Here is a 26157-nt window from a genome sequence, read left to right as displayed (position 1 = left end):
TTGCTGCAGTGATGCAGAAGCTGCAGGGGGAGGGGGAATTTACGTGATCCGAATGACAAGCTTGCCACGGGCCAGTCCGATGCCTTTCATGCTGGCCGCCACTTTGCGTCAGATCGTTGCCGTATCGGCATGGCAGGATTCTTAATTTTGATATGGTCGGCAACGCAGTGCGCTCCTAGAATCGGTTGCATGTCAGTAACGCAGGCACCGTACAGGGACGGTGTTGCGAAGTCGGCATCAGGGGGCAAGCCGGCTGGGATGGGGCGCAGCGAGGGTCCATCATCCGGGGCGCCGAGAACAACGCGCAGGGATGGAAACAAGAATGATCAAGAACAAACGTATCGGCTCACGCCTGGGTGCAGGCTTTGCCGTGGTGCTGGTATTTTCGATGCTGGTGGCGGCGGTGGGCATCTGGCGACTGAAGACCGTGGCCCAGCAGACCCAACAGATGATGGACGTGCCGCTGCGCACCGAACGCCTGGTGTCGCAATGGAATACCTTGCTGCTGATCGCCATCCAGCGCACCACCACGGTGGTCAAGAGCCGCGATCCTGAACTTGAGGCCTTCCTCGCCAAGGAAGCGGCCGCGTCCAGCAAGGAATCGGCGCAGACCCTGAAGGACGTCGAAGCACTCCTGACCAGTGACGATGAAAAGAAGCTGTTCGCCGCCATCAATGTCGCCCGCAAGCAGTTCCTGACGGTGCGCGATGAAATCTACGCGGCCAAGAAGCAGGGTAATGCCGCCAAGGTGGAGCAGCTCTATCAGCAGCAGTACATGGGCATTGCCACCGGAACCCAGAACGCCATGCGGGCCTTGCTCGACTTCGAACGCGCCCGCATCGACGACATTTCCGCGCAGATCCAGCAGGATGCGGCCAGCAGCCAATGGCAGATCGCCGTGCTGGAAGGGGTGATCCTGCTGTGCGGCGTGGCTTTCGCGGTGCTGCTCACGCGCAGCATCACCCGACCTGTACATGCGGCGCTGGCGATCTCGCAGCGCGTGGCGGCCGGTGACCTGACTTCGCGCGCCGTGAGCGTGGGGCAAGACGAACTGGGGCAACTGGTGGCCTCGCTGCAGGGCATGAGCGAGCGCCTGCACGGTGTGGTGTCCACGGTGCGCCATGGGGCCGACAGCATTGCGATTGCCTCCGGTGAAATCGCCAACGGCAACCTCGACCTCTCGGCCCGTACCGAGGAACAGGCCGGTGCGCTGGAAGAGACTGCCGCCTCCATCGAACAGCTGACCTCCAGCGTGCGTACCAATTCCGAGAACGCCGGCCAGGCCGACAATCTGGTGCGTTCGGCAGCATCGATCGCCGGTCAGGGCGGGGTGGTGATGGACGAACTGATCGCCACCATGGGCAACATCAACGAATCCTCGCGCAAGATCGTGGACATCATCGGTGTGATCGATGGCATCGCCTTCCAGACCAATATCCTGGCCTTGAATGCCGCCGTGGAAGCGGCTCGCGCCGGCGAGCAGGGACGCGGTTTCGCGGTGGTGGCCTCGGAAGTGCGCGCCCTGGCGCAACGTTCGGCCTCGGCGGCCAAGGAAATCAAGCAACTCATCGATGATTCGGTGGAGAAGGTCGGTGCCGGTAGCCAGCTGGTGGAGAAAGCCGGCAAGACCATGCAGGAAGTGGTGGACAGCGTGCGCGGCACGCACGCGCTGGTGGGCGAGATCAGCACCGCCAGCCGCGAACAGGCCGAAGGCATCCACCAGGTCAACCAGGCGGTGGGCCAGATGGATGGCGTGACCCAGCAGAATGCGGCGCTGGTGGAACAGGCCGCGGCCGCCGCCAAGTCGCTGGAAGACCAGGCGGCGCAATTGAAACGCGCAGTGGCCTTCTTCGCCCTGCAGGCGGCCTGACAAAAGATGGTCATCGCTGGCGGGTTCACGCCAGCGATGATCCTTTTACGCGGTAGCTCAGATCAAGTTCAGATCAAGTTAAGATCATTCAGGGAGGCTCAGGCCGCCTTGAGAAATTCCGGCCCGAAATCCATCAGCACGTCGCGCACCAGCGTGGCGGTACTCTGGCAGCCCAGCTTGTCCTTGACGCTGGCGCGATGCACGTCCACCGTCTTGACGCTGATGTTGAGGTCGCGCGCGATGAGCTTGCTGGACTGGCCCATGATGACCTTCTCCAGAATCTCGCGCTCACGCACGGTCAGGGTCTTCAGGCGCGCCTTCAGTTGCTGGCGGCGACCACGGGCCTGCATGTTGCCGGCCACGTTCTTCAGGGTGACCTGGATGCGTTCGAGCATCTGCTGGGAGTTGTAGGGCTTTTCCAGGAAATCGACGGCGCCATTGTGCAGGGCGCGCACCGACATGGGAATGTCGCCATGTCCGGATACGAAGATCACGGGAATGTCGGCACCGATTTCCTTCAGGCGATCCTGCAGCTGGAAGCCGCTGATCTCCGGCATGCGCACATCCAGGATCAGGCAGGACAGGCTGTTGGCGTCGTAGGCCTTGAGAAAGGCTTCCGGGCCATCGAAGCATTCGGTGCGGATATTGACCGAGCTCAGCAGCCAGGCCAGCGACGTGCGAACAGCTTCGTCATCATCAACGATGTAGACCACCGGCGGGTTGGTTTCCATCATTACTCCTCGTCTCGTCAAAATGGTGCCGGCTTGCACCGGCGCTATTTCCGACCCTCTCGATTTCTTGCTGGGCTGGTCGGCACAAATCAAAACAGCACGCTTTGACTTATGCAAAAAACAGGCCTGAAATTCTTGGGATCAGCGACACTTTAACACCCCCTCCAGGGTGGCGATCTAGGTATTTTTACCTAGATGCTTAGCCGCAATCCCCTGTGGCGCGGGCATGTGGCACGAATTGTGTGCAGCCGGGGCATGTCTTAACCTGCTGTCATAGAGCGCCGTGCATCATCGGCGTGCAAACCAGGGAGTTTCCATGAGCGCCAATGCTGTCCAACAAGAACATTCGACCCCACCCACGTCTGCACCGACGGCCGCGACCCGTCCCGCGCTTGCGCCGGAGCAACTGGAATTCCGTAACGCCATGGCGCATCTGCCGGCAGCGGTGTCCATCATCACCACCGATGGCGAGGGCGGCCGTTGCGGCATCACTGCCAGCGCGGTCTGCTCGGTCACCGACACGCCACCGACCATCCTGGTCTGCATCAACCGCGGCAGTGCCATGCATGAGGTGTTCAGGAAGAACGGCCGGCTGTGCGTGAACGTGCTCTCGGATGAGCTGGAACAACTGGCCATGCATTTCTCGGGCGCCACCAAGGTACCGATGGAGGAGCGCTTCGCCTGGGACATCTGGGAAGAGCAGGGTGAACTGGGGCAGCCGGTGCTGGCCGATGCGCTGGTGAAGCTGCAGGGCCGCATCCGCGAGTTCAAGGAGGTTGGCACCCACTCGGTGATGTTCGTCGAGCTGGCCGAGGTCAAGGTCAATGAAAAGAAGGACAGCCTGATCTATTTCAACCGGCTGTTCCACAAGGTCAAGCGTACGGCCTTGTAGGTCTGTCTCTTTGTCCCGGCCCACGAAATGATGCCGTCCGTGTTCGTACCGGACGGCATTTTTCTTTCCGGGGACCATGAAAAAGTCGTTCGGACCGAGTCGCCGCGCGGCGGCGTATCGAAGGCGCGGCTACCTCTGCGTCTTCGATACGCGGCGCTGCCGCTACTCAGTCCGAACGGGTGGAGGTGGTGTTAGGGCCTGTTCACAGCCCTAGTCCCGTCTCAAAGGTCGAGCACCAGCATTCCCGACTTGGCGCGTGAGACGCAGGTACAGGTCTGGTCGTTGGTAACCTTCTCTTCGGGATTCGTTTTTCCGGAAACCATAAGAAAACCGTTCGGACTGAGTAGCCGCACAGCGGCGTATCGAAGGCGCGGCTACCTCTATGCCTTCGATACGCGGCGCTGCCGCTACTCTGTCCGAACGGGTGGAGGTGGTGTTAGGGCCTGTTCACAGCCCTAGCCCCGTCTCAAAGGTCGAGCACCAACATTCCCGATTTGGCGCGTGAGACGCAGGTACAGATCTGGTCATTAGCCGCCTTCTCCTTCTTGGAGAGGCAATTGTCACGGTGATCCGGTTCTCCCTCCAGCAGCGGCACCACGCAGGTTCCGCAGATGCCTTCGCGGCAGGAGGTATCGATGCTGATACCTTCGCGCGCCAGGATGTCGACGATGGGGATGCCCACCGGAATCTGCACCACCTTGCCCGAGCTGGCCAGCTTCACCTCGAAGGCGCCATCGCCACCGCCAGCCGAAGCGGTGCCGGATGCAGGCGCCGCTACCGCCTGGAAGTGCTCCAGGTGGATCGCGTCGTCGCTGCGGCTGGCGGCGGCGCACTTGACCACCGCGTCCATGAAGGGTGCCGGACCGCAGGTGTAGACGTGGGCTTGCGGGCTGCCGGCGTCCAGGCAGGCCTTGAGGTAGTGCACCATCTGCGCCGGCATGACCGCATAGTGGAAGCGCACGCGTGCCGCAAACGGTGCGGTCTCCAGCAGATCGGCGAAGGCCGCATGCTCGCGGGCGCGCACGAAGTAGTGCAGGGTGAAGGGCTTTTGTTCTGCCCACAGGCGATAGGCCATCGCCAGCAGGGGGGTGACGCCGATGCCGGCGCCGAAGAGCAGGTGTTCGGGGGCGCCGGCGTCCAGCGCGAAGAGGTTGCGCGGCGTACCCACTTCCAGTTCCATGCCCACTTGCACGGCATCGTGCAGGGCGGCCGAACCACCCCGTGATGCCGGCTCGCGCTTGACGGCGATGGTGTAGCCGCACTGGTCTTCCAGGGGGCCGCACAGCGAGTATTGGCGCATGATCCCGGTCGGCCCGGTGATGTCGATGTGGGCCCCCGGCTCGTAGGACGGCAGCGGGGCGCCATCGGCACGCACCAGGCGGAAGGAACGGATATCACCGGTTTCATCGGTGAGACGGTCAACGATCAGTTTCATGTTTCAGTGCCAATACTCGGTTACCTGGAGACGATGTGCAATATGCGATATGCGATGCCTACCCGGACTTACAGCAGGAAGCCCAGGGCGTTGAGGCTGTCCATCGAGTTGATCAGGCGGATCACCTTCTGCTCGATCTTCGGTCCCTGGGGCGTGAAGCGCAGCCGGTGCGTGACATTGGCCACGAACATGGTGTGTTGCTGGCGCTTGTAGCCCACCAGCACCTGCGCCGAGGTGATTTCCACCAGCTCGTCCGACAGGTGCACCGGCACGAAGCGCGACACCGTGCGCACGGTGGCGGCCGCATCCACCGCCGACATCGCGTGGCCCGAGGTCAGGCGCTCGATACGGATCTTGCGCATGTGGGCATTGTCGTAGGCGTAGTTCAGCGTGGCCGCGAAATCGGTGGTCTCCTGGTCGATCGGCACCACGTAGTAGCCGTCGTCGGTCCAAAGGGTCTCCCAGGTGGCGTAGTCCTTGCGGTCCAGCAGTTCGGCCTCTTTCCAGATGAAGGCGATGGCCCGGGCCATTTGCGCGGGGATGCCTTGCAGGTTGTCTTGTTGGCTCATGTTGATCACTTCTCCATCATCTTTTTCCACATGGCATAGGCTTCGCGCATGCCGGTTTCATCGGTCGAGTGCGACACCTTGTCGCCGTTGTCGTCCACCCATTCGCGGTTCAGGCCACGGTTGACCAGGATCGGTGCATTGCGACCCGCGTACGAGCCGCTTTGCACGCGCTCCCAGGCTTCGGCGTCGTCGGGGCTGCCGAAACCGAACGGGCCCTGGAAGTGTTCGTGGATGCGCAGGCGTTCGCGGTTGGCAATCTCGGGGCCGCCATCCATGCCCAGGGCCACGTGACGGATCTGGGTCTCGCCCACCGACACCGGATGCAGCACGCGGAAGAAGGACATCGACATCGCCACATTGGGGAACAGGTTCAGGTTGAAGCCGGCGCCGTGCAGCGAACGCACGATGCGACGCACCTGTTCCGGCGGCATGGTCCTGGACAGTTCCTCCACGACATGGGCGAAGCGCTCCTGCAGCTGTTCGCTGCCATCGTCGACATCCAGGTCCACGTGTTCCGGCACCATGATCATGACGCTGTGGCCATTGCCCAGCGAGCGGGTGATGGACTGGTCGTCGGTCATGAAGGAGAGCATCTCGGAAGTCTCTTCATCCACCGAGGACAGGAAGGTCTTGTGCACCACCGGGAAGTGATAGCCGTCGGTGGTGTTTTCCAGCTGGATCTTCCAGTTGCCCTTGAAGCTGAACTTGTGCTCGCCCTGCACCTTGATGGGGAAGCCGGCGCCCTGCTTCATGAACAGGTCGATCCACTTCTTGGCGTGGCCCAGGAAGTCCGACAGCGGTTCCACTTCCTGGTTGAAGGAGGCGAAGATCATGCCGTTATAGCTGTCCACGCGCAGGCTCTGCAGCGGCAGGTCGGCCTTTTCGATGACGTCTTCATAGCCTTCCGGATAGGGCAGGCCGCGCAGCTTGCCGTCCAGGGCATAGGACCAGCTGTGATAGGGGCAGGTGAAGCCGGTGGCATTGCCCTTGTGCTTTTCGCAGACGGTGGCGCCGCGATGACGGCAGCGGTTCTCCAGCACGTTGATCTTGCCGGTCTTGTCGCGCACCACGATCACCGGCTGGCGGCCGATCTGTGCGGTCTTGAAGTCGCCCGGGTTCTTGATCTCGCTTTCATGGCCGACCCAGATCCAGGTCTTGTAGAAGATCTTGTCCATCTCGGCTTCGAAGATGGCAGGGTCGGTATAGAGCGCCGGATCGACCATCGCATCCTGTACCAGATCGGCATGGGATGACTCGGTCTTGCGCGGGTGGAAGCGTAGTGGTGCGTTCATTGCGTTCTCCAGTGGCTTGCTTGCAGTCGTTGTCGGTGTTGATCGTCGCGGGCGCGGGTCATGCTGCTCATGGTGTGTTCATGGGGTGACGTGTCGTCGCAGTACCTGTTCCAGGTGCAGGCCGAGGGCGCAGATGCGTTCGTCCTCGCCCTTGCGGCCGACCAGTTGCAGGCCAGCCTTGAGCGGGCTGCCGGCAATCGGGACGGGAATCGTCAGTGCCGGATGGCCGGACAGGTTGAAGGGGCGCACCAGGGAGGACAGCGTCAGCACCGAGGCGCCTTGCGCAATGGCCTCCAGCGTCGGTGGCAGGGCCGGCAGGGTGGGCAGCAGCAGGGCGTCGGCATCGGCCAGGGCGGCGTCGACTTCGGCGCTGAAGGCGGCGCGCACTTCTTCGGCATGGGCCACTGCGGCATCGCTGGTGGTGGCGGCGGCCGACAGGCGTTTCTCGATATCGGCCCCCAGCTTGCCGCGGCCCAGCAGATGGCCGAAGGCGGCGTGGGTCTCGCGGTTGATGAGGGTCATGCCGGCCTCGAAGGCTGCCTGCATATGTTGCGAGGTCCAGGGCGTGCCGCGCCAGCCGCTGGCGGCAAAGGCGGCCTGCACGGCGGCGGCGATGTCGGCATCGGCCTGTACCGTCACCAGTCTCACGCGGGCGTTGGCGGCCGGTGCCTGCGCTGCGTTGCGGTCGAAGCCGGGGGCGATGCTGGCCATGGCGCTGATGATCAGGTCCATGCTGCGGGCAAATGGTCCCACGCAATCCAGGGTGCTGTGGGCGGGATAGGCGCCGGTGCGGCTGACGCGGCCGAAGCTGGGTTTGAAACCGGTCACGCCGCAGCAGGCAGCGGGCAGGCGGATCGAGCCACCGGTGTCGCTGCCGATGGACAGGTCCACCAGGCCGGCGCCGACCGCCGAGGCCGAACCGCTGGAAGAGCCACCGGTCATGCGGGTCGCATCCTGCGGATTGACCGCTGTGCCGTTCCAGTCATTGATGCCGGTCATGCCATAGGCCAGTTCGTGCATGTTGGCGCGGGCGGTGATCTGCCAGCCGTCGTCCAGCAGTCGCTGCACGACCTCGGCGTGGCGCGCCGCCGGCGGTGCGTCAGCCAGGGCGGCACTGCCGCCACAGGTGGGCTGGCCGGCGATGTCGATGCAATCCTTGATGGCGACCGTGGGGCCGCTGCCGCCCAGATGAAAGCGCGAGAGCAGGGCGTGGCCGGTGCCGGGTACGGTGCGCTCGCTCATCCCGCCGCTCCCAGGCAGGCAATGGCGGCCTGCTGCTGCAGGACCGCCAGGGCGGCATTGCCGGTGCGCTTGCGCAGGGGCTGGCATGCGGGCTGAGAAGCGGGCTGGAAAGCGGCTGGCTGAGGTGTCATGGTGCATCCATTCAAATGGTGCCGTGCAGGCTGACGATGGTCGTCGGGCGCTGGATGCAGGCGGTTTCCTTGGCTGATGCGATGCATTTTAAAAGTCGCCTTAAAATAGATCAAATTGATGTAAAATATTTTTCACATAAGTGGCATGGATATTTGTCGGTCGCCTGCCACTGCACGTTCATTCGCGTTTTTCTGCCCTCACGGGCTACACCGGAGACTGCCATGGCCACCTTCAACAACATGGACCTGAACCTGCTGCGGGTCTTCCAGGCCATCGCCGATGAGCGCAGCCTGACCCTGGCCGGCAATCGCCTGCATCTGTCGCAGCCGGCCGTGAGCTATGCGCTGGGGCGGCTGCGGCAGATCTTCGATGACCCGCTGTTCATCCGCACCAAGGAGGGCATGCAACCCACCCCGGCTGCGGTGGAACTGTCCAAGCCCATCAATCGCGCCCTGCAGGCGGTGCAGGATGCGCTGCGTTATACCGAGCGCTTCGACCCCGCCGCCAGCACCCGGGTGTTTCGCGCCTCCATGACCGACGTCGCCGAGATGATGTTCCTGCCGCAACTGTGCGAACTGTTGACGGCCCAGGCGCCGCATACCCGGCTGCAGGTGGAGCAGGTGCCGCCAGCCCATCTGGAAGAGGCACTGCGTACCGGCCAGCTCGACTTCGCCTTCGGCAACCTGCCGGCCCTGAAGGCGGTGACCTGCCATGAACTGCTGTTCCGCGAAACCTATGTCTGCATGATGCGTCGGCGTGAAGGCCTGCCCGCACGCGATCATCTGGAGCTGGACGAATTCCTGGCGCTCTCGCACGTGCTGGTGGAGTCGGCCGAAAGCAGCCACCACCAGGTGGAAAACTCCTTCCGCACCCTGGGCGTGCAGCGCAAGATCAACCTGTCCATTCCGCACTTCACGGTGCTGCCGCGCATCCTCGGCAAATCCGATCTGGTGGCCACCGTGCCGGCGCGCATCGCCAAGCTGTTCCATAGCGAACATCCGGACGTCTTCCTCTCCTACGAACTGCCGGTGAAGCTGCCCACCGTGGACATCACCCTGCACTGGCACCAGGCCTTCGACGCCGATGCCGGCAACGGCTGGCTGCGCCAGATCGTCATCGACATGCTGCAGAGCTACGGCCGCAGCAGCTGAAGCTGCCGATACCTCGGATACCTCGGCATAACGCCGTAATGCAGAAGGCCCGCCAGAGCGACGGGCCGTTCTCTCCTGCGTGCGGGAGGGCCGCCGGATGTCGGCAGCGGCCCTCCCTTCCTCAAGCCATCAATAGCGTGGCGTGACTCAGAAGCGATGACGCATGCCCAGTCGCACGCCGGTCTGGTTGCCGGTCGAGGACTGGATGCCGCCGCCGAAGACCGGATAGGCGTTGTAGCCCTTGTCGCGGTCATACACGGCGCCCAGGTACAGGTCGGTACGCTTGGAGATCTTGTAGTCGACCGTGGCCACCAGCGCCTGGGCATTGCCCACGCCCTGGTTGCGTTTCTGGAACTGGTAGGCAGCCGCCAGGTCCCACAGCGCCGTCAATGCATAGACCGTACCCAGTTCATAGGTGGTGGCCTTGGCATTGGTGCCGGTGTTCTTGACCTGGGTGATCACGCCGAAGGGTGTGAAGGCGCCGATCTGGTAGCGCGCGCCGAGACCGTACATGCGGGTCGAGGCGGTGCCGGTGGCGTTCTTGATGTCGGTGTACGCCAGGGCGCTGCTGAAGGGACCGTTGTCGTACTGGCCGGTGGCGCTCAGGGTGCGGTTGGCGGTATTGTCGCCCGCTACTTCGCCAAAGCCGTACATGGCACCGAAGCTGAAGCCGCTGAACTTGGCGCTGTTGTACTTGATCGAGTTGTTGGTACGGTCACCGGCATAGATGTGGTTGTTCAATGCCGTGCCGTGCGCCGCATCGGCGTGCAGGCCCCAGCCGAAGGAACCGGCCGGCGACAGTGCGCCCATGGCGTACTGGCCACCGAGGTTGGCCATGAAGTCGTATTGGCGACCCACGCTGACCGAGCCCCAGTCCTTGCTGCCCAGGCCGACGAAGGACTGGCGACCGAACAGCAGGCCGCCCTGGCCCAGGCTGCCGTCATCGGCGCCGAAGCCGGTTTCCAGGGTGAAGAAGGCGTTGAGGCCACCACCCAGGTCTTCGGTTCCCTTGAAGCCGATGCGGCTACCCTGGGCGATGCCGCTATCCATGCGCAGCAGCGAAGCGCCACCGCCGCCGGTCTTGACCGCGTTGGAGTAATAGGTCAGACCCAGATCGATCAGGCCGTAGATGGAGACGCTGCTCTGCGCATGCGCCATCCCCGTGCCGGCCGCGAGCATGGCGGCGACCAGTAGTTTCTTCTTCATGTGACAAGGCTCCCTGTGGTGTTGCTGTGTGATGTCGCGGTCTCGTCCCTGAACGAGGACCGGTGGAGTGCATGACATTTCGTCATGTGCCCCCATCATAGGAAGCGCTTTTGCGCGAGATCAAATTGATGCGCCGGATAGATGGAATAAGCCCGATTCATGCATGGCTCCGATAAGCGGTGTACTCTCGAATCCGGTGCATGAAACACCGCTTTCATGGCCGATTCATGCATGACCTCCCCATGCGAGTGCGCCCGATCACCAATGCGGCGCGTCGGAGGAAGGGCATAAAGGAATCTTTAGTTGTGGTGTTCGGCCAACGGAAGCGTGAAACAGAAGCGCGTCCCGCGCACTTCTCCATCGACTTCCCCGGGTTGCGCCCAGATATCACCGCGATGGCGGGCAATGATGTTCTTGCACAGCGCCAGGCCGATGCCATTGCCGCTGACCTTGGAGGAAAAGAAGCCGTCGAACAGTCGCTCCCGATGGCCGGCATCGATGCCGCGTCCTTCGTCGGCCACCGTCAGCAGCGCATTGCCGGCGCTGCGCCGGGTACTGATGCGCACGTGCCTGGCACCTTCGGGGAACTCGACCATTTCTTCGATGGCATTGAAGGCCAGGTTCAGGACCACCTGGCCGATCAGGACCTTTTCGCAGCTGACCATCAGTGGCTCCTCGCAGGGCGCGAATTGTAGATGCACCTTGCCCTCGGCGGCCTTCATCTCGATGAACCAGCGTACTTCCTCCAGCACCGCGTTGAGGTCGATCAGGGCTTCGCTTTGTTCCAGCCGCACCACGTATTCGCGCACGCTCTTGATGATGGTGGCGGCATGATCGACCTGGCGGCCGGCGCTCTCCAGGCCCCAGACGATCTGCCCGGCATGCGGGCGCAGGGCCTCGTTCTGCTGCAGGCGCAGTACCGAACCTTCGAGGAAGTTGCGGATCGCCGCCAGCGGCTGCGACAGTTCGTGGGCAATCGCGGTGGCCATCTCGCCCATGGCATTGTGGCGGGCCAGGTATTCCAGCGCGGCCTGGTCGCGCCGCCGGGCCTCCTCGGCCTCGACCTGCTCGGTGATGTCGCGGAAGTGCAGCAGATGGCCCTTGAGGTCGTTCTCGATCTCGATATAGCGGCATACCGCATGGTGCCAGCGCACCAGCCCATCCTTGCGCACCACCTGGTAGCGCAACGGGAAGCTGATCGCGTCCGGCAGCGCCAGGGTCAGCAGTTCCAGCAGTTCATCGCGTGAGTCCGGCAGGCACTGCTCGACAAAATTCTTGGGCGGGTTCTGGCCCGGTCGCACCCCCAGCAGCTTGCGCCCGGCATCGCTCAGGTATTCGATGCCGCCATCGGCGCGCAGCACCGCCACGCCCTCGTCGGAGTCCTGCATGAACTCCTTGAGACGGCTCTCCAGCTTCTTCATCTCGCGCCGTATCTGTTCCTCGCGGGCGATATCGCGGAACTGCACCATGATCACGTCACGCTCGTTCAGCGGCACCAGGGTGGCGATGGCCTCCGACATGATCTCGTCACCGTTCTTGGCGCGATAGCACCACTCGACCATGTTGCTGCCGTGGAGCACGGCGTCGTGCAGCCACTTGCGGCCGATCTCGCGGCGGTATTCGTGCGACTGGCGGCTCATGTCCGGCGCCTTCAGCGGCAGCAGCTCTTCCAGGGTGAATCCGAGCACCTTGCAGGCCGAGGGATTGGCCCAGAGGATGGACTTGGTCTGGGCGTCATGCAGGATGATGCACATGGGCAGCGCATCCATCATGCGACGGAAGTCATCCAGGCCGAAGCGGATGGCGTCGTCCTGTGCGGCGTTCTGTGCGCCGTCTTGTGCGCCGTCCTGTGGCATGGGAGCAGGGTGGTCTGGCATCGGTCTCTCGCTGGTCATCGGGGGTGATCTCTAGGGGTTTTCTTTAGCGGCCTTCTCCTCATCCCCTAAAAAAGCTGCAGCGGTCCCGATTGAACCGGGAAACGCCGCTCCCTACACTCGACTTCATTCTGATGCAAGCCACCTGGAGAATGCAATGTCCGTGATGGAGAAACCGGCCGCGCTGGCGGCCCGTGAAGAAGATGCGCTCACGCCGCTGCTGGCGGAGATCCGCGCACGCCGCGATGAGTTCGCGGCCCAGCGTTTCGTGCCCAAGGATTTCATCGCGCAGTTGAAGAAGGTCGGTGTCTATCGCGCCGCCACCCCGCAATGCTTCGGTGGCAGCGGCATGTCGCCGATGGCCTTCCTGCAGCTGGTGGAACGTATTTCCGAAGCTGATGGCTCGGTCGGCTGGGTCGCCAGCTTCGGCTCGGCCTCGGTCTATCTGGCGGCCCTTCCCAAGGACACCCAGGCCAAGCTCTACGCCAACAGCCCCGACCTGACCTTTGCTGGTGGCCTGTTCCCGATCCAGCCGGCGACCCAGGTCGAAGGCGGCTGGATGGTCAACGGCACCTGGAAGTTCGCCAGCGGTAGCAAGGGCGCCGACATGCTGGGCGTGGGCATCGGCGCGGCCGTCCCCGGCCAGGCCGGCTCCAAGCCGCGCACCGCGGTGCTGCCGCCGGACCAGGTCGAGATCGTCGACAACTGGGACGTCATGGGCCTGCTCGGCACCGGCAGCCACGACCTCAAGGTCAGCCAGCAATTCGTGCCGGAAGAGTGGACCTTCATCCGTGGCGGCGTGCCCACCATCGATGAGCCGCTGTACCGTTATCCCACCATCGCCTATGCCGCACAGGTGCTGGCGGTGGTCAACCTCGGCGTGGGCCGTGCCGCCATCGACGAGATCAACCAGATGTCCGGTGGCCGCGTGGCCATCACCGGCGCGCCCAAGCTGGCCGACCGTTCGTATGTGCGCATCGAGGTGGCCAAGGCCGAAGCCAGGCTGCGTTCGGCGCGCGCCTTCTTGTATGACGCCACCAGCGAGGTGTGGGAATCCATCCTCGCCGGCAACCCCGTCACGCCCGAACAGGTGAGCCTGCTGCGCCTGACCGCAGTAGAGATCGCCAAGGTCGGCAACGAGGTGGTGCAAGCCATGTTCGGTCTGGCAGGGACCACCGCCATCTACAGCAACCATCCCCTGCAGCGTTACCTGCGCGACGCTGCCGTGGTGAAGCAGCACGCCTTCCTGGGCGAGGGCATCTATGACGGTGCCGGTGCGGTCACGCTGGGCGTGCCGCCGATGCCGGGTTTCCTGTGAAGCCCACCCTTGCCCCTGTTCCCTGTTACGTACACGCCATTTTTTGATCGCCAAGTTTTCAGCCCGGAGCCTCCATGAGCCAAATCCCAAGCAATGATAAAGAACCGCTGCGCGTCCTCTTCTGCGTCGGCGTGACGCAGAACTTCTTCGACCTGCCCGCCACCGATACCGGTCCGGTCTGGCAAGCCTATGGCCAGATGATGACCGCGCTGGCCACCATGGACGGCATCAAGGTCCTGGGCACCATGGATGACGACCGCCTCATGGTCGGCAAGTCCGACGACGCGCCCTGGACCTTCTACATCATGGCCGACGTGGTCGATCTGGATACGGTGGTGGCCGCCTGCAACCTGTTCCGCACCACCATGGTGGGTGAACATCGCCTCTGGAAGTACGGCAAGATCGAAGCCCGCGTCGGCCGTGCACTGATCATCCAGGGCGCCTGAGCATGGACAAGAAGATTGCCCTGGTCACCGGTGCCGCGCGCGGCCTCGGTGAAAGCATCGCCCGCAAGATGCACGCCGCCGGCTACAAGGTGGCGCTGTCGGATATCGACCTGGAGCACGTCTCGGCCGTGGCCGCCAGCCTGGACGCCAGCGGCGCCACGGCCATGCCGCTGGCGCTGGACGTGCGGCGCAAGCCCGACTTCATCGCTGCCTGCGACGCCATCGAATTGCGCTGGGGCGGCGCGGCGGTGCTGGTCAACAATGCCGGCCGCTCGCGCGTGGCGGCACTGATGGAGATCACTCCCGAGGAGTGGGATGAGGTCACCGCCATCAACATGAAGGGCACATTTCTTGCATGCCAGGTGTTCGCCAAGCGCTTCGCCGAGCGTGGCTACGGTCGCATCATCAACATCGCCTCGCTGGCCGGGCAGAACGGCGGCACCGCCACCGGCGCGCACTATGCGGCCGCCAAGGGCGCCGTGCTCACGCTGACCAAGGTGTTTGCACGCGAGCTGGCCGGGGCTGGCGTGACGGTGAACGCCATCTCGCCTGGTCCGCTGGACCTGCCCATCGTGCGTGAAATCGTCCCGGCCGACAAACTGGCTGCGACCATCGCCACCATCCCGGTCAAGAGCCTGGGCGAACCGGATTTCATTGCCGATGCGGTGCTGCTGCTGGCCTCGCCCGAAGCCGGGTCGGCCACCGGTGCCTGCCTCGATATCAACGGCGGTCTGTACATGCGTTGACAGACGTCGTCCCTGCTTTGATGTCACATTGCTGTCCTCAGATCGATGGCGGAGTGGGGAAGCCCGCCATCATCTCAACCACCAAGGGAGAAACACATGCTGCACAAACGCTTGATTGCCACGGCCGCGCTGGCCGCCTTCGGTACCATCGCCAGCCTCGCCGGCAATCCCGCTTTCGCACAGGTCAAGATCGGGGTCGTGACCTCCTCCACCGGGCCGGTCTCGCTGGTGGGTATTCCGCAGAAGAACACGGTGCCGCTGCTGCCCACCAAGATCGGCGACCTCAAGGTCGAGTACATCTCGCTGGACGACGCCAGTGATCCGACCAAGTCGGTCACCGAAATCAAGAAGCTCATTTCCGAATACAACGTCGATGCCATCATCGGCCCCAGCGGTTCGCCCAATGCCATGGGCGTGATCTCGTTTGTCGCCGAAGCCGGGGTACCGATGCTGGCGCCGGTCGGCACGGCCGCCGTGGTGCTGCCGATGACCGAACCGAAGAAGTGGGTCTTCAAGACCACCCAGAACGATGACCTGATCGCCAAGGCCCTGGTGGACCAGATGGTCAAGACCAAGGTCAAGACCGCCGGCTTCATCGCCGTCAACGATCCCTTCGGCGAGAACTGGGCCAAGGTCTTCACCGAACTGGCCGGCAAGAATGGCATCAAGATCGTCGCCAACGAGCGCTACCAGCGCACCGACACCTCGGTGACCGCGCAGACCCTGAAGATCATCGCCGCCAATCCGGATGCCGTGCTGGTGGCCGCCCCGGGTGCGGCCACCGTGCTGCCGCAGACCACGCTGTTCGACCAGGGCTACAAGGGCAAGCTGTACCAGACCCACGGCGCGGCGCTGCCGGCCTTCCTGCAACTGGGCAAGAACAAGGTGGAAGGCACCATCCTCGCCGCCAGCCTGATGCTGGTGCTGCCGGAGATCGCCGACAGCAACCCGTCCAAGAAGGTCGCCACCGAGTACATCGAGGCCTACAAGAAGATGTACAACACGGTACCCGCCACCTTCGGCGCCAACGTCTATGACGCCGGCCTGCTGCTGGAAAAGGCCATTCCCGTGGCCGCCAAGAAGGCCAAGCCGGGCAGCAAGGAATTCCGCGCCGCCCTGCGTGATGCATTGGAAAACACCAAGGAAGTGGTGGGTACCCAGGGCGTCTACAACATGAGCCCGGCCGACCATAGCGGCTTCGACGAACGCGGCCGCGAGCTGATCACCGTCAAGGGCGGCAACTGGACCCTGTTGAAATAGGAGACGGCCCTGAAGGTTTTTGCGCATCACCTGACCGTTCGTCCTGAGTAGCGGCAACGCCGCGTATCGAAGGCCCGCCTGCCGGGGGGGGCAGGGGACAGGGGCAGGGACTGTCGGCATCGCCGTCGGCACGCCTTCGATACGGCCCTCAAAGGGCCTACTCAGTCCGAACGGTGGTGAGATGGATCAGCAAATGGTTTCAAAGAAAAAGATGTACTCATTTCGCCAGGTGCACTGAGCTTTGTCAGTGCGGCTGGCGGAGTTCTCCACCTCCACACGTATCCCGAACCTGGCGCGTCGTTGCTGGCTGGATCGCAGCGCGCCGGCTCCACAAGGAAGTCGCAATGAATCTCCAAATCGTGGCGCTCCTGGGACAGGACGGCATCACCAACGGCGCCATCTATGCGCTGCTGGCGCTGTCCATCGTCCTGGTCTTCACCGTCACCCGCATCCTGCTGATACCGCAGGGCGAATTCGTCTCCTTCGGCGCGCTCACCATGGGCATGATGCAGAACGGCCAACCGCTGACGGTGGCCTGGCTGCTGGTGGCCATGTGCCTGGGCGCCTGTGTCTTCGATCTCTACGACATGTGGCGCAGCAGCCGTCGCCGCCCCAGCCTGTGGCTGCCGGCCAAGCTGGTCTATGCGGCCGTGGTGGCCGGCGTGGCGCTGTCGGTCAACTTCACCACCCTGCCCATGCTGGTGCAGGTCCTGATGACTCTGCTGCTGCTGGTACCGATGGGGCCGCTGATGTACCGCATGGCCTTCCAGCCGATCGCCAGCGCTTCGCCGCTGGTGTTGCTGATCGTCTCCATTGCCGTCCACGTTGCGCTGGTAGGCGTGGCGCTGCTGGTGTTCGGCCCCGAGGGTGCGCGTACTGCGCCCTTCACCGAGGCCGCGCTGGAGGTCGGCAGCTTCCGCTTCTCCAGCCAGGCGCTGTGGGTGATCTGCGTGTCGCTGCTGCTGATCGTGGGCCTGTTCCTGATGTTCGAACGCACCTTGTATGGCAAGGCCCTGCGCGCCGCCGCCCTCAATCGCATGGGTGCGCGGCTCATGGGCATCTCGCCGGTCTTTGCCGGCAAGGCCATGTTCCTGCTGGCCTCCTTGATCGGGGTGATGTCGGGCGTGCTGATCGCGCCCATCACCACGATCTACTATGACTCCGGTTTCCTGATCAGCCTCAAGGGCTTCGTCGGTTCCATCATCGGTGGACTGGTCAGCTATCCGGTCGCCGCGGTGGGCGCGCTGGCCATCGGCCTGATCGAATCCTTCTCCACCTTCTGGGCCAGCGCCTACAAGGAAATCATCGTCTTCGTGCTGATCATCCCCATCCTGTTATGGCGTTCCCTCTCCACCCGTCATGTGGAGGAAGAAGAATGAAAGCGACTTCCTCCCGCCTCTCTTCCAGGGCTGCTTTGGCGATCTTCGTGGTCCTGATGGCAGTGGCGCCGTTCGTACTGCCACCGTTCTACATGACCCTGCTCAACAACATCGGCCTGGCCTCGCTGGTGGTGCTGGGACTGGTGCTGCTGACCGGCGTGGCCGGCCTGACCAGCTTCGGCCAGGCCGCCTTCGTCGGCCTGGGTGCCTATATCTCGGCTGCGTTGTCGGCCAAGGTGCTGCCGCTGCCTGATGCGCTGCTGTGGATGCAATCGCCCTGGGTGGCGCTGGTGGTGGCCCTGGTCCTGACGGCGCTGCTGGCGCTGGCGGTGGGCAGCGTCACGCTCAAGCTGTCCGGCCACTATCTGCCGCTGGGTACCATCGCCTGGGGTATCAGCCTGTATTTCATCTTCGGCACGCTGGAGAGCATGGGGGGGCAGACCGGCATGTCCGGCATCCCTTTCATCGCCCTGTTCGGTGTACCGCTGGCCTCGGACCGCGCCATGTTCGGCCTGATCTGGGTGGCCGTGCTGCTGGGCGTGGCGGCCCTGAACAACCTGCTGGATTCGCGTGAAGGTCGCGCCATCCGTGCCCTCAAGGGCGGCATCGTCATGGCCGAAGCCATGGGCATCAATACAGCCCGCATGCGCATCGTGGTGTTCGTCATTGCGGCGGTGCTGGCAGCACTCTCGGGCTGGCTGTACGTGCACATGCAGCGCTTCGTGAACCCGTCGCCGTTCGGCCTGGGCTTCGGCATCGACTACCTGTTCATGGCCGTGCTCGGTGGTGCCAGCCATGTGTGGGGTGCAGTGCTGGGCTCGGCCCTGATCGTGGTCCTCAAGGAATGGTTGCAGGGCATCCTGCCGGTGCTGCTGGGTCGCTCGGGCAACTTCGAGACCATCGTCTTCGGCCTCCTGATCGTGGTGCTGCTGCAGCGCTCGCGTGATGGCGTCTGGCCTTACCTGGCGCGCCTGGTGCCGGTGCGTACCCGCCGCCTGCAGATCGATCCCCAGGCCGAGGCGCTGCCGCGTCGCGCCATGCCGGCCACCCACGAGGTGGTGCTGGACGTGCGCAACGTCACCCGCAAGTTCGGCGGACTGGTCGCCAACAACGACATGAGCCTGAAGGTCATGGCCGGTGAAGTGCTGGCCCTGATCGGCCCCAATGGCGCCGGCAAGTCGACCCTGTTCAACCAGATTTCCGGCGTGGATACGCCGACCTCGGGCAGCGTGCAGTTCCGCGGCCATGAAGTGACCGGCCGTGGCTCGCGCCACATCGCCGGGCTGGGCATGAGCCGCAGCTTCCAGCACGTACGACTGATGTCGCGCATGACGGTGCTGGAGAACGTGGCCATCGGTGCCTACCTGCGCGGCCAGCGCGGCGTGCTGGCCTCTATGCTGCGCCTGGACCGCCAGGAAGAAGCGCGCATCCTGGCCGAAGCCGCGCGCCAGATCGAACGCGTCGGCCTGAAGGCACAGATGTACGAGCAGGCCGGCTCGCTCTCGCTGGGCCAGCAACGCATCCTCGAAATCGCCCGTGCCCTGGCCGCCGACCCATGCCTGTTGCTGCTGGATGAGCCGGCTGCCGGCCTGCGTCTGGGCGAGAAGCAGGCCCTGGGTGACCTGTTGCGCAAGCTGCGCAGCGAGGGCATGGCCATCCTGCTGGTGGAACACGACATGGACTTCGTCATGGAGCTGGTGGACCGCATCGTGGTGATGGACTTCGGCCAGAAGATCGCCGAAGGCCTGCCCGAAGAAATCCAGAACAACCCCGCCGTGCTGGAAGCCTATCTGGGCGCGGCCGATGAAGAAGCGATTCCCGACACCGCGCTGGCGGCAGGAGCACACCATGGGCAATAAGGTATTGGAAGTCCGCGACCTGTCGGCCGCCTACGGGCGGGTGCAGGTCCTGACCGGCATCGACCTGTCGGTGGAGCAGGGCAAGATCGTCACCGTCATCGGTCCCAATGGCGCCGGCAAGACCACGCTGCTTTCGGCCATCATGGGCGTGCTGCCCTCGCGCGGGGCGATGGCCTTCGATGGCGTGATCCGCCATTCCCCGGAAGTGGAAGACATGGTCGCCGCCGGCATGACCCTGGTACCGGAGAAGCGCGAACTCTTCGCCGAGATGAACATCGAGGACAACCTCATGCTGGGCGCCTTCCAGCGCTACCGCACGGGGCAGCGCGACCACGCGGCCACGCTGGAAGAGGTCTACACGCTCTTCCCGCGCCTGCGTGAACGGCGCACCCAGCACGCCGGCACGCTCTCCGGTGGCGAACGCCAGATGCTGGCGGTAGGCCGGGCCCTGATGGCCAAGCCGCGCCTGCTGATGCTGGATGAACCCAGCCTGGGACTGGCGCCACTGATCGTGCGCGAGATCTTCCGCATCATCGCCGAACTGCGCCGGCGCGGCGTTTCCATCCTGCTGGTGGAGCAGAACGCCCGCGCCGCCTTGCAGGTGGCCGACTATGGCTACGTGCTGGAAAACGGCGAAATCCGCATGCATGGCCCGGCCAGCCAGCTGGCCCATGATCGCCGCGTGATCGAGGCTTATCTGGGCTTGTCCGGCAAGCACCAGGACAAGCTGGCCGGTTGAAAATTCTTGTTGAGCCCATGCCATGAGTAACGACCCTGCAGACACCCCCGTTTCCACTTCCCCCGCGCCGCTGCGTATCTGCATCGCCGGTGCCGGCGCCATCGGCGGCACCCTGGCGGTGCGCCTGTCGGCGGGCGGCCACCAGGTCAGCGTGCTGGCGCGTGGCCAGACGCTGCAGGCCATCCGCGAGGGCGGCCTGACCCTGCACGACCTGCACGGCACTGCGCATGCCCGTCCGGCGGCCGATGATCAAGCGTCCTTCGGTATCCAGGACGTGATCTTTTTGTGCGCCAAGAGTCAGGACATGTCAGCCCTGTTGCCGCAGATCGCTCCACTGGTCGGCAGCGAGACGGTGGTGATTCCTACCAACAACGGTGTGCCGTGGTGGTATTTCCACCGCGAGGGCGGGCGCTTCGATGGCGAGACCGTCAAGGCGGTCGATCCGGATGGAGCGCTGTCCCGCGCCGTGCCGCTGGCACAACTGATCGGCAGCGTGCTCTTCATCACGGCCGAGGTGGAGAGCCCGGGCGTGATCCGTTCGGTGAACCCCCACCTGATGGTATTGGGCGAGCCCTCTGGCGAGATGAGCGAGCGCCTGCTGCGGGTAAGGGCGGCCGTCGAGGCAGCCGGCATCGAGGCCCGCGCCACCGACCGCATCCGCGACAAGCTGTGGACCAAGATCATCGCCAACATCAGTACCAATCCGCTGTCGGTCATCACGCAAGGCACGCTGGAGCAGTTGTATGGCCTGCCGGAGCTACGCGAGGTGGTCAGCCAGATCATGCGCGAGACGCTGCTGGTGGCCTCCAGTTACGGAGCGCGGGTGGATATCGATCCGCTCACCTTCCTGCAACTGGGCGAAGCCATGGGCGCCTTCCGCACTTCCATGCTGCAGGACCTGGAACGCGGCCGACCACTGGAACTGGCGGCCATCGGCGATGCTGTGCTGGAGATGGCCGAGCGTTTTGCCATCCCCATGCCGATCACCAGCGCCATCGTGTCGCTGGCGCGGTTCCGGGGCGAGGCGGCGCGGCAGCAGAGGGCGCAGCAAGACAACAACCCGCTGCCTGCCGCCAAGGCAGCGTGAGCGGGAATCCCCGGCTACCGTCCGGGCCGAGTAGCCGCGCAGCGGCGTATCGAAGGCGCTTCAGCGTGAGCGGGAATCCCCCGGCTACCGTTCGGACTGAGTAGCCGCGCAGCGGCGTATCGAAGACGCACTGACGCATTGACGATGGCCGCGCCTTCGATACGGTCCTGCGGACCTACTCAGTCCGAACGGTCCTCGCTATTTTCAGAGAACGTCGTTTTCGATCAAGGAGTTCCATCAATGAATATCATGCAATACAGCTACGGCGCAGATAAGCCGGCCCACTGCAGCGACCAGGAATGGGCGCTGCGCATCCAGCTGGCCCACTGTTATCGCCTGGTCGATTACCTGGGCTGGACCGAGATGATCTTCAACCACATCTCGGTGCGGGTACCGGGGCCGGAACATCACTATCTGGTAAATCCCTTCGCCCTGAACTACAACGAAGTCACCCCGGCCAACCTGTTGAAGGTCGGTCTGGACGGACAACTGGCCGAGCCCTCCGACTACAAGGCCAACCCGGCCGGCTTCGCCCTGCACAGCGCCATCCACGGTGCGCGCGACGACCTGCGCTGCGTGATCCACACGCATACCACGCCGATCTCGGCGGTGACCATGAAGAAGAGCGCCTTTGAGCACAACGACTTCTACGGCGCGCAATTGTTCGGCCGCATCGGTTATCACGAGTTCGAAGGCATCACGCTCTTCGCGGAAGAGAAGGAGCGCATGCTGCAAAGCCTGGGCCAGAAGCACATCCTGGTCTTGCGCAACCACGGCGTGGCAGTGTGCGAGAGCGATATCGAGCGCGCCTTCTTCCTGCTGTGGACGGTGCAGCGCGCCGCCGAAATCCAGGTGGCGGGCCGTGCCATGAGCGGCGAAGACCAGCAGTTGCCGGACGGCGTACGCCAGAAGTGCGCCGACCTGACCCAGCAACTGATCCGCAATGACGGCTTTGCGGTGATCTTCTTTGAGGCCATCGTGCGCAAGATGTTGAAGGCGGCTTATCAGGTCGCTTGAGCGGCGACCAATCCAGCACCTGTCAGAAATCGGGCGTGTAGAAGAATCCGACGCCGGCCAGCGATGGCCGGCGTTTTCGTATCCTCAGTCGGTATCCTTGGCCGCCCGCGCAATCAGGGTGTTCAGAAACGCCCTGGCCGCATCGGGCAGGGTGCGCCCGGCCAGGGACTGGATTTCCAGCTGCAGGGTGTTCATGTCCTTGTCGCGGATCGGTCGTGCCACCAGTTGTCCCTCGCGCACCAGCCTGCGGATGGGCAGCGCCGCCGAGAAGCCGATGCCATTACCCGACATCACGAAGCACAGCAGGGCGCTGATGGAATCGGCCGCCATGGTCGGTTCCAGCAGCACGTTGCGACGGCTGCAGCAGGCGTCGATCAGGCGGCGCATGGTGATGTTCTTCTGCGGCATGGCCAGCGGGTAGGGCGCCAGTTCCGAGAGCGTGACCTGGCGCCGATGGGCCAGTTCGTGGTCCGGTCGCATCACCGCCATGATCGGCGCGCGCTGGGCAAACTCGACCTTGATGTCGGGGTCCGGTGCCATGGTGAAGGTCAGGCCCAGATCGACCGCGCCTTCGCGGATCTGCTGCGCCACATGCACCGCATTGCCCACCGTCAGCTGGAAGCGTATGCCCTTGTGCTGGCGGCAGAAATGTTCGATGGCGGCCGGCACGAACTCCAGCGCAAAACCCTCGGTGGTGGCCAGTTTGACCTCACCGCGCCGCAATCCCTTCAGGGCCGCCAGTTCATTGCCGATGCGGTCGGCCTCCAGCTGCATGCGCAAGGCATGCGCGGCCAGCAATTCGCCGGCGGCATTGGGGCGCATGCCGCGTGAAACGCGCTCGAACAGGGGCGTGTCCAGCTCCGCCTCCAGCCGTGCAATCTGGCGGCTGATGGCCGAGGAGGCGACATTGAGCGTGTTGGCGGCCTCGGTGATGGAGCCGCGCCGCACGACTTCGAGGAAGTAGCGCACCGCAGTCTCCTGCAGCACGCGGGTATGGATGATGGACATGCCAAGATTGTAGATCGGTTTGCCGATTCGGCAATCAGTTATTCGAAAACTTGTACTTGTGGCAAACCATGGGCCGGCTTAGGATGAATCCACGAATCGACGGCGTGCGACCGTCGTCATGCCGGAAGGGAATGCTTCATGGATGCTGCAGTAACGAAGGGCAAGTACAAATACCTGGTGCTGGTCTTGCTGTATCTGGGCTGGTGCGTCTCCTACATCGATCGCGCGGCGATCACCTTCGCGGCCACGCAGATCGCTGGCGAGTTCCAGCTGAAGCCGGCCGAACTGGGCGTGCTGCTGTCGAGTTTCTTCCTCGGTTATTCATTGCTGCAACTGCCGGGCGGCTGGCTGGCCGACCGCTTTGGTTCGCGCCCGGTGATTGTCATCTCCATCCTGCTGTGGTCGCTCTTCACGGGCGTGACCGGCATGGCCTGGTCCATCACCAGCCTAGTGGTGATCCGCTTCGTGTTCGGCATGGGCGAGGGCGCCTTCCCGGCGGCCAGCGTGAAGGGTGTGGCCGAGCATTTCACCCGCGAGGAACGGCCCAAGATGTCTTCGCTGCTGATATCGTCCAACTATGTGGGCAGCATGCTGGCGCCGCTGCTGATTGCGCCGCTGATCCTGCATTTCGGCTGGCGCGCGGTGTTCCATACCATTGGCATCGCCGGTCTGGTATTTGCGCTGGTGTACTGGTTCTGCGTGCGTCCGGTGCGCCATGGCGTGGCGGGCAGCAAGGCCATCAACAAGGCGGCTTTCAAGGCGCTGCTGCAGATGCCGCTGATGTGGCAGATCGTGGCGGTGTGGTTTGGCCTGTCCATCATCAACAAGGGCCTGGACAGCTGGATGCCGACCTACCTGATGACCGTGCGCGGCCTGAACCTGAAGGCGGTCGGCCTGCTGCTGCCCTTGCCCTACATCATGGCCGGCCTGTCCACCGCCATCGGTGGCTGGGTGATGGTGCGCTTCTTCGACGGCCGCGAGAAGATCCTGCTGATCGCCAGTTCCCTGCTGACGGCGGTGTTCGTCTATTGCATGTACACCGCGGCCACGGTCGAGGGTGTCATCGCCTGGCAATGCCTGGCCTACTTCTTCAAGTCCTTCGTGCTGGCCACCTGCATCGCGCTGCCGACCAAGATGCTGCAGGCGCAACTGGTGGGCAGCGGCGTGGGCATGGTCAACCTGGGTGGTCAGATGGCCGGCTTCATCTCGCCGCTGGTGATCGGCTTCCTGGTCAGCGCCTTCGCCAACTATGACTACGCCTTCGGCTTCCTGATCGCGGCGGCCCTGTTCTCGGTGCTGGTGAGCCTGTTCATCCGTACCAACAAGACTGCCGGGCAGATGCAGCCGGCCTGAATCAAACCAAGGGAAAAGCATGCAAGAGAATATCGTTGAAAAGAGTGCGGTCGAACTGCGCCGGCTGATCGGCAGCCGGCAATTGTCCCCGGTTGAATTGCTGGAAGCCTGCATTGCCCGCATCGAGACCATCAATCCGCACATCAATGCCGTCACCGCCACCTGCTTCGAGCGCGCCCGGGTCGAAGCACGCGCCGCCGAGCAGGCCGTCATGGACGGCCTGCCGCTGGGCCTGCTGCACGGTCTGCCGATCGGCATCAAGGACCTGGAAGAAACCGCAGGCCTGTTGACCACCTACGGCTCGCCGCTCTATCGCGGTAATGTGCCGGAGCGCGATAACGCACTGGTGGCACGCCTGCGTGCAGCCGGGGCGATCGTCGCAGGCAAGACCAACGTGCCGGAGATGGGGGCCGGCGCCAATAGCCGCAATACGGTGTGGGGCGCCACCGGCAACCCGTTCAATCCGCTGTTGAATGCCGGCGGTTCTTCGGGTGGTTCGGCCGCGGCGCTGGCGGCCGATCTGCTGCCGCTGTGTTCGGGTTCGGATACCGGCGGCTCGCTGCGCATCCCTGCGGCCAAGTGCGGCGTGGTGGGCTTCCGTCCTTCGCCGGGACTGGTGCCAAGCGAGCGCAAGATCCTGGGATGGACGCCGATCTCGGTGGTCGGTCCCATGGGCCGTGATGTTGCCGATACGGTGCTGCAACTGCGCGCCACCATCGGTCTGCATGCCAGCGATCCGCTGGGCTATGCGGTCAGCGACAGCGAGTTTGCGGCCTTGCCGGAGATCGACCTGGCACAATTGCGGATCGGCTATACCGAGGACTTTGGCGTGTGCGAGGTCGATGACGGCATCCGCCAGGTGTTCCGCGACAAGATCGCCGCCATCGCCGGTCTGGTGAAGGTGTGCGAGCCGGTGCAGGTGGACATGGGCGAAGCGCATCGTGCCTTCGACGTGATCCGGGCCGAGGCCTTCGTGGCCGGCTTCGAGGCCGCCTACCGGCGCGACCCGTCGTCACTTGGGCCCAACACCCGCGCCAACTACGAGATGGGCGCGGCCATGAGCCTGTCCGATTGCGCCTGGGCGCAGGGCGAGCAGACCCGTATCTTCCGGCGCTTCCAGCAGCTCTACGAGCGCTACGACCTGATCGTCTCGCCGACCACGCCGGTCTCGCCTTTCCCCTGGAGCGAGCTGTACCTGAAGGAGGTCAATGGCGTAGCGCTGGAAAATTACTATCGCTGGCTGGCCCTGACCTATGTGGTCACGCTGGCGACCAATCCCTCGATCTCGCTGCCGTGCGGACGCGACCATCGCGGCATGCCCTTCGGCTTGCAGGTCACCGGTCCGTTCCGGGGTGATGCGCGCCTGCTGGGCTGTGCGGCGGCGCTGGAGCAGGCCTTCGACGGCGACGTCGCGCTGCGCCGGCCACGTCCCGATATCGCCCAACTGAAGACGGTGCAGGCGCCGCTGAAGTCCATCGTCACGCATCCGCCTATCTTCGAGGGGCAGGCAGCCGGTGCGGCGGGTGGCCCTGCCGTCTGAGCTGCAGTGAC

At 64.0% G+C, this 26157-nt stretch carries 23 protein-coding genes; 14 read left to right on the top strand and 9 right to left on the bottom strand.

What is annotated here, in order from left to right:
• Positions 1-322: 322 nt before the first annotated feature.
• Positions 323-1870 (top strand): methyl-accepting chemotaxis protein, encoded by a 1548-nt coding sequence (locus HWE04_RS07595; protein ID WP_241812010.1) that lies wholly within the window; start codon positions 323-325, stop codon positions 1868-1870.
• Between the two features lie 98 nt (positions 1871-1968).
• On the opposite strand, the gene HWE04_RS07590 is transcribed toward HWE04_RS07595, so the two are convergent.
• Complete coding sequence (locus HWE04_RS07590; protein WP_180670179.1) at positions 1969-2601, bottom strand: response regulator transcription factor; 633 nt, start codon at positions 2599-2601, stop codon at positions 1969-1971.
• 316 nt (positions 2602-2917) lie between these two features.
• On the opposite strand from HWE04_RS07590, the gene hpaC reads away from it, so the two are divergent.
• Positions 2918-3493 (top strand): 4-hydroxyphenylacetate 3-monooxygenase, reductase component, encoded by a 576-nt coding sequence (gene hpaC, locus HWE04_RS07585; protein ID WP_039877080.1) that lies wholly within the window; start codon positions 2918-2920, stop codon positions 3491-3493.
• 466 nt (positions 3494-3959) lie between these two features.
• On the opposite strand, the gene HWE04_RS07580 is transcribed toward hpaC, so the two are convergent.
• The 5 genes from HWE04_RS07580 to HWE04_RS24445 all read right to left on the bottom strand — a co-directional run bounded on the left by HWE04_RS07580 (position 3960) and on the right by HWE04_RS24445 (position 8162).
• Positions 3960-4928 (bottom strand): PDR/VanB family oxidoreductase, encoded by a 969-nt coding sequence (locus HWE04_RS07580; RefSeq protein ID WP_241812009.1) that lies wholly within the window; start codon positions 4926-4928, stop codon positions 3960-3962.
• A gap of 68 nt (positions 4929-4996) precedes the next feature.
• Complete coding sequence (locus HWE04_RS07575; protein WP_039875235.1) at positions 4997-5497, bottom strand: aromatic-ring-hydroxylating dioxygenase subunit beta; 501 nt, start codon at positions 5495-5497, stop codon at positions 4997-4999.
• Positions 5498-5502: 5 nt separating this feature from the next.
• Complete coding sequence (locus tag HWE04_RS07570) at positions 5503-6789, bottom strand: aromatic ring-hydroxylating oxygenase subunit alpha (protein ID WP_102661217.1); 1287 nt, start codon at positions 6787-6789, stop codon at positions 5503-5505.
• Positions 6790-6867: 78 nt separating this feature from the next.
• The gene (locus HWE04_RS07565; RefSeq protein WP_241812008.1) at positions 6868-8031 is read right to left on the bottom strand and encodes an amidase family protein; all 1164 of its coding nucleotides are present in this window, start codon (positions 8029-8031) and stop codon (positions 6868-6870) included.
• Positions 8028-8162, bottom strand: coding sequence for a hypothetical protein (locus HWE04_RS24445; protein WP_274620070.1), 135 nt, complete (start codon positions 8160-8162; stop codon positions 8028-8030). Before HWE04_RS24445 ends, HWE04_RS07565 begins: the two co-directional genes overlap by 4 nt.
• 222 nt (positions 8163-8384) lie before the next feature.
• Between HWE04_RS24445 and HWE04_RS07560 the strand changes: the two genes are divergently transcribed.
• The gene (locus HWE04_RS07560; RefSeq protein WP_006463247.1) at positions 8385-9314 is read left to right on the top strand and encodes a LysR family transcriptional regulator; all 930 of its coding nucleotides are present in this window, start codon (positions 8385-8387) and stop codon (positions 9312-9314) included.
• Between the two features lie 147 nt (positions 9315-9461).
• Here HWE04_RS07560 and HWE04_RS07555 read toward each other — a convergent pair whose 3' ends face one another.
• Both HWE04_RS07555 and HWE04_RS07550 read right to left on the bottom strand, forming a co-directional pair.
• Positions 9462-10520, bottom strand: coding sequence for a porin (locus HWE04_RS07555; RefSeq protein ID WP_182994192.1), 1059 nt, complete (start codon positions 10518-10520; stop codon positions 9462-9464).
• A 299-nt stretch (positions 10521-10819) separates the two neighbouring features.
• Complete coding sequence (locus tag HWE04_RS07550) at positions 10820-12397, bottom strand: PAS domain-containing sensor histidine kinase (protein ID WP_446719213.1); 1578 nt, start codon at positions 12395-12397, stop codon at positions 10820-10822.
• 154 nt (positions 12398-12551) lie between these two features.
• On the opposite strand from HWE04_RS07550, the gene HWE04_RS07545 reads away from it, so the two are divergent.
• The 9 genes from HWE04_RS07545 (at position 12552) to HWE04_RS07505 (ending at position 22245) form a co-directional block, all read left to right on the top strand.
• Complete coding sequence (locus HWE04_RS07545; protein WP_077237751.1) at positions 12552-13712, top strand: acyl-CoA dehydrogenase family protein; 1161 nt, start codon at positions 12552-12554, stop codon at positions 13710-13712.
• Between the two features lie 74 nt (positions 13713-13786).
• Complete coding sequence (locus HWE04_RS07540; protein ID WP_180670193.1) at positions 13787-14158, top strand: hypothetical protein; 372 nt, start codon at positions 13787-13789, stop codon at positions 14156-14158.
• Between the two features lie 2 nt (positions 14159-14160).
• Entirely contained in the window at positions 14161-14904 is a 744-nt protein-coding gene (locus HWE04_RS07535) for an SDR family NAD(P)-dependent oxidoreductase (protein ID WP_241812007.1), read from the top strand.
• 96 nt (positions 14905-15000) lie between these two features.
• Entirely contained in the window at positions 15001-16164 is a 1164-nt protein-coding gene (locus HWE04_RS07530) for an ABC transporter substrate-binding protein (protein WP_006463241.1), read from the top strand.
• Positions 16165-16508: 344 nt separating this feature from the next.
• Positions 16509-17543, top strand: a complete 1035-nt coding sequence (locus tag HWE04_RS07525; protein WP_102661224.1) for a branched-chain amino acid ABC transporter permease — start codon at positions 16509-16511, stop codon at positions 17541-17543.
• Positions 17540-19402 carry a branched-chain amino acid ABC transporter ATP-binding protein/permease gene (locus HWE04_RS07520; RefSeq protein WP_241812006.1) on the top strand — a complete coding sequence of 621 codons (1863 nt, stop codon included), beginning with the start codon at positions 17540-17542 and terminating at the stop codon, positions 19400-19402. Before HWE04_RS07525 ends, HWE04_RS07520 begins: the two co-directional genes overlap by 4 nt.
• Complete coding sequence (locus HWE04_RS07515; RefSeq protein WP_006463238.1) at positions 19392-20141, top strand: ABC transporter ATP-binding protein; 750 nt, start codon at positions 19392-19394, stop codon at positions 20139-20141. The genes HWE04_RS07520 and HWE04_RS07515 overlap by 11 nt, the downstream gene beginning before the upstream one ends.
• Before the next feature lie 22 nt (positions 20142-20163).
• Positions 20164-21228: a ketopantoate reductase family protein gene (locus tag HWE04_RS07510; RefSeq protein WP_241812005.1), complete on the top strand. Its 1065-nt coding sequence runs from the start codon at positions 20164-20166 to the stop codon at positions 21226-21228.
• A 240-nt stretch (positions 21229-21468) separates the two neighbouring features.
• The gene (locus tag HWE04_RS07505) at positions 21469-22245 is read left to right on the top strand and encodes a class II aldolase/adducin family protein (protein ID WP_234295832.1); all 777 of its coding nucleotides are present in this window, start codon (positions 21469-21471) and stop codon (positions 22243-22245) included.
• A gap of 84 nt (positions 22246-22329) precedes the next feature.
• Here HWE04_RS07505 and HWE04_RS07500 read toward each other — a convergent pair whose 3' ends face one another.
• Positions 22330-23253: a LysR family transcriptional regulator gene (locus HWE04_RS07500; RefSeq protein WP_241812004.1), complete on the bottom strand. Its 924-nt coding sequence runs from the start codon at positions 23251-23253 to the stop codon at positions 22330-22332.
• A gap of 138 nt (positions 23254-23391) precedes the next feature.
• Here HWE04_RS07500 and HWE04_RS07495 point away from each other — a divergent pair, with 138 nt between their 5' ends.
• Complete coding sequence (locus tag HWE04_RS07495; protein WP_241812003.1) at positions 23392-24606, top strand: MFS transporter; 1215 nt, start codon at positions 23392-23394, stop codon at positions 24604-24606.
• Positions 24607-24625: 19 nt separating this feature from the next.
• Entirely contained in the window at positions 24626-26146 is a 1521-nt protein-coding gene (locus tag HWE04_RS07490; RefSeq protein WP_241812002.1) for an amidase, read from the top strand.
• The last annotated feature ends 11 nt before the right edge of the window (positions 26147-26157 follow it).

The organism is Herbaspirillum sp. C7C2 (assembly GCF_022627865.1).
In the GTDB taxonomy this organism is placed as follows: Bacteria; Pseudomonadota; Gammaproteobacteria; order Burkholderiales; family Burkholderiaceae_D; genus Herbaspirillum; species Herbaspirillum frisingense.
This window is presented reverse-complemented; position numbering and strand designations above follow the sequence as displayed.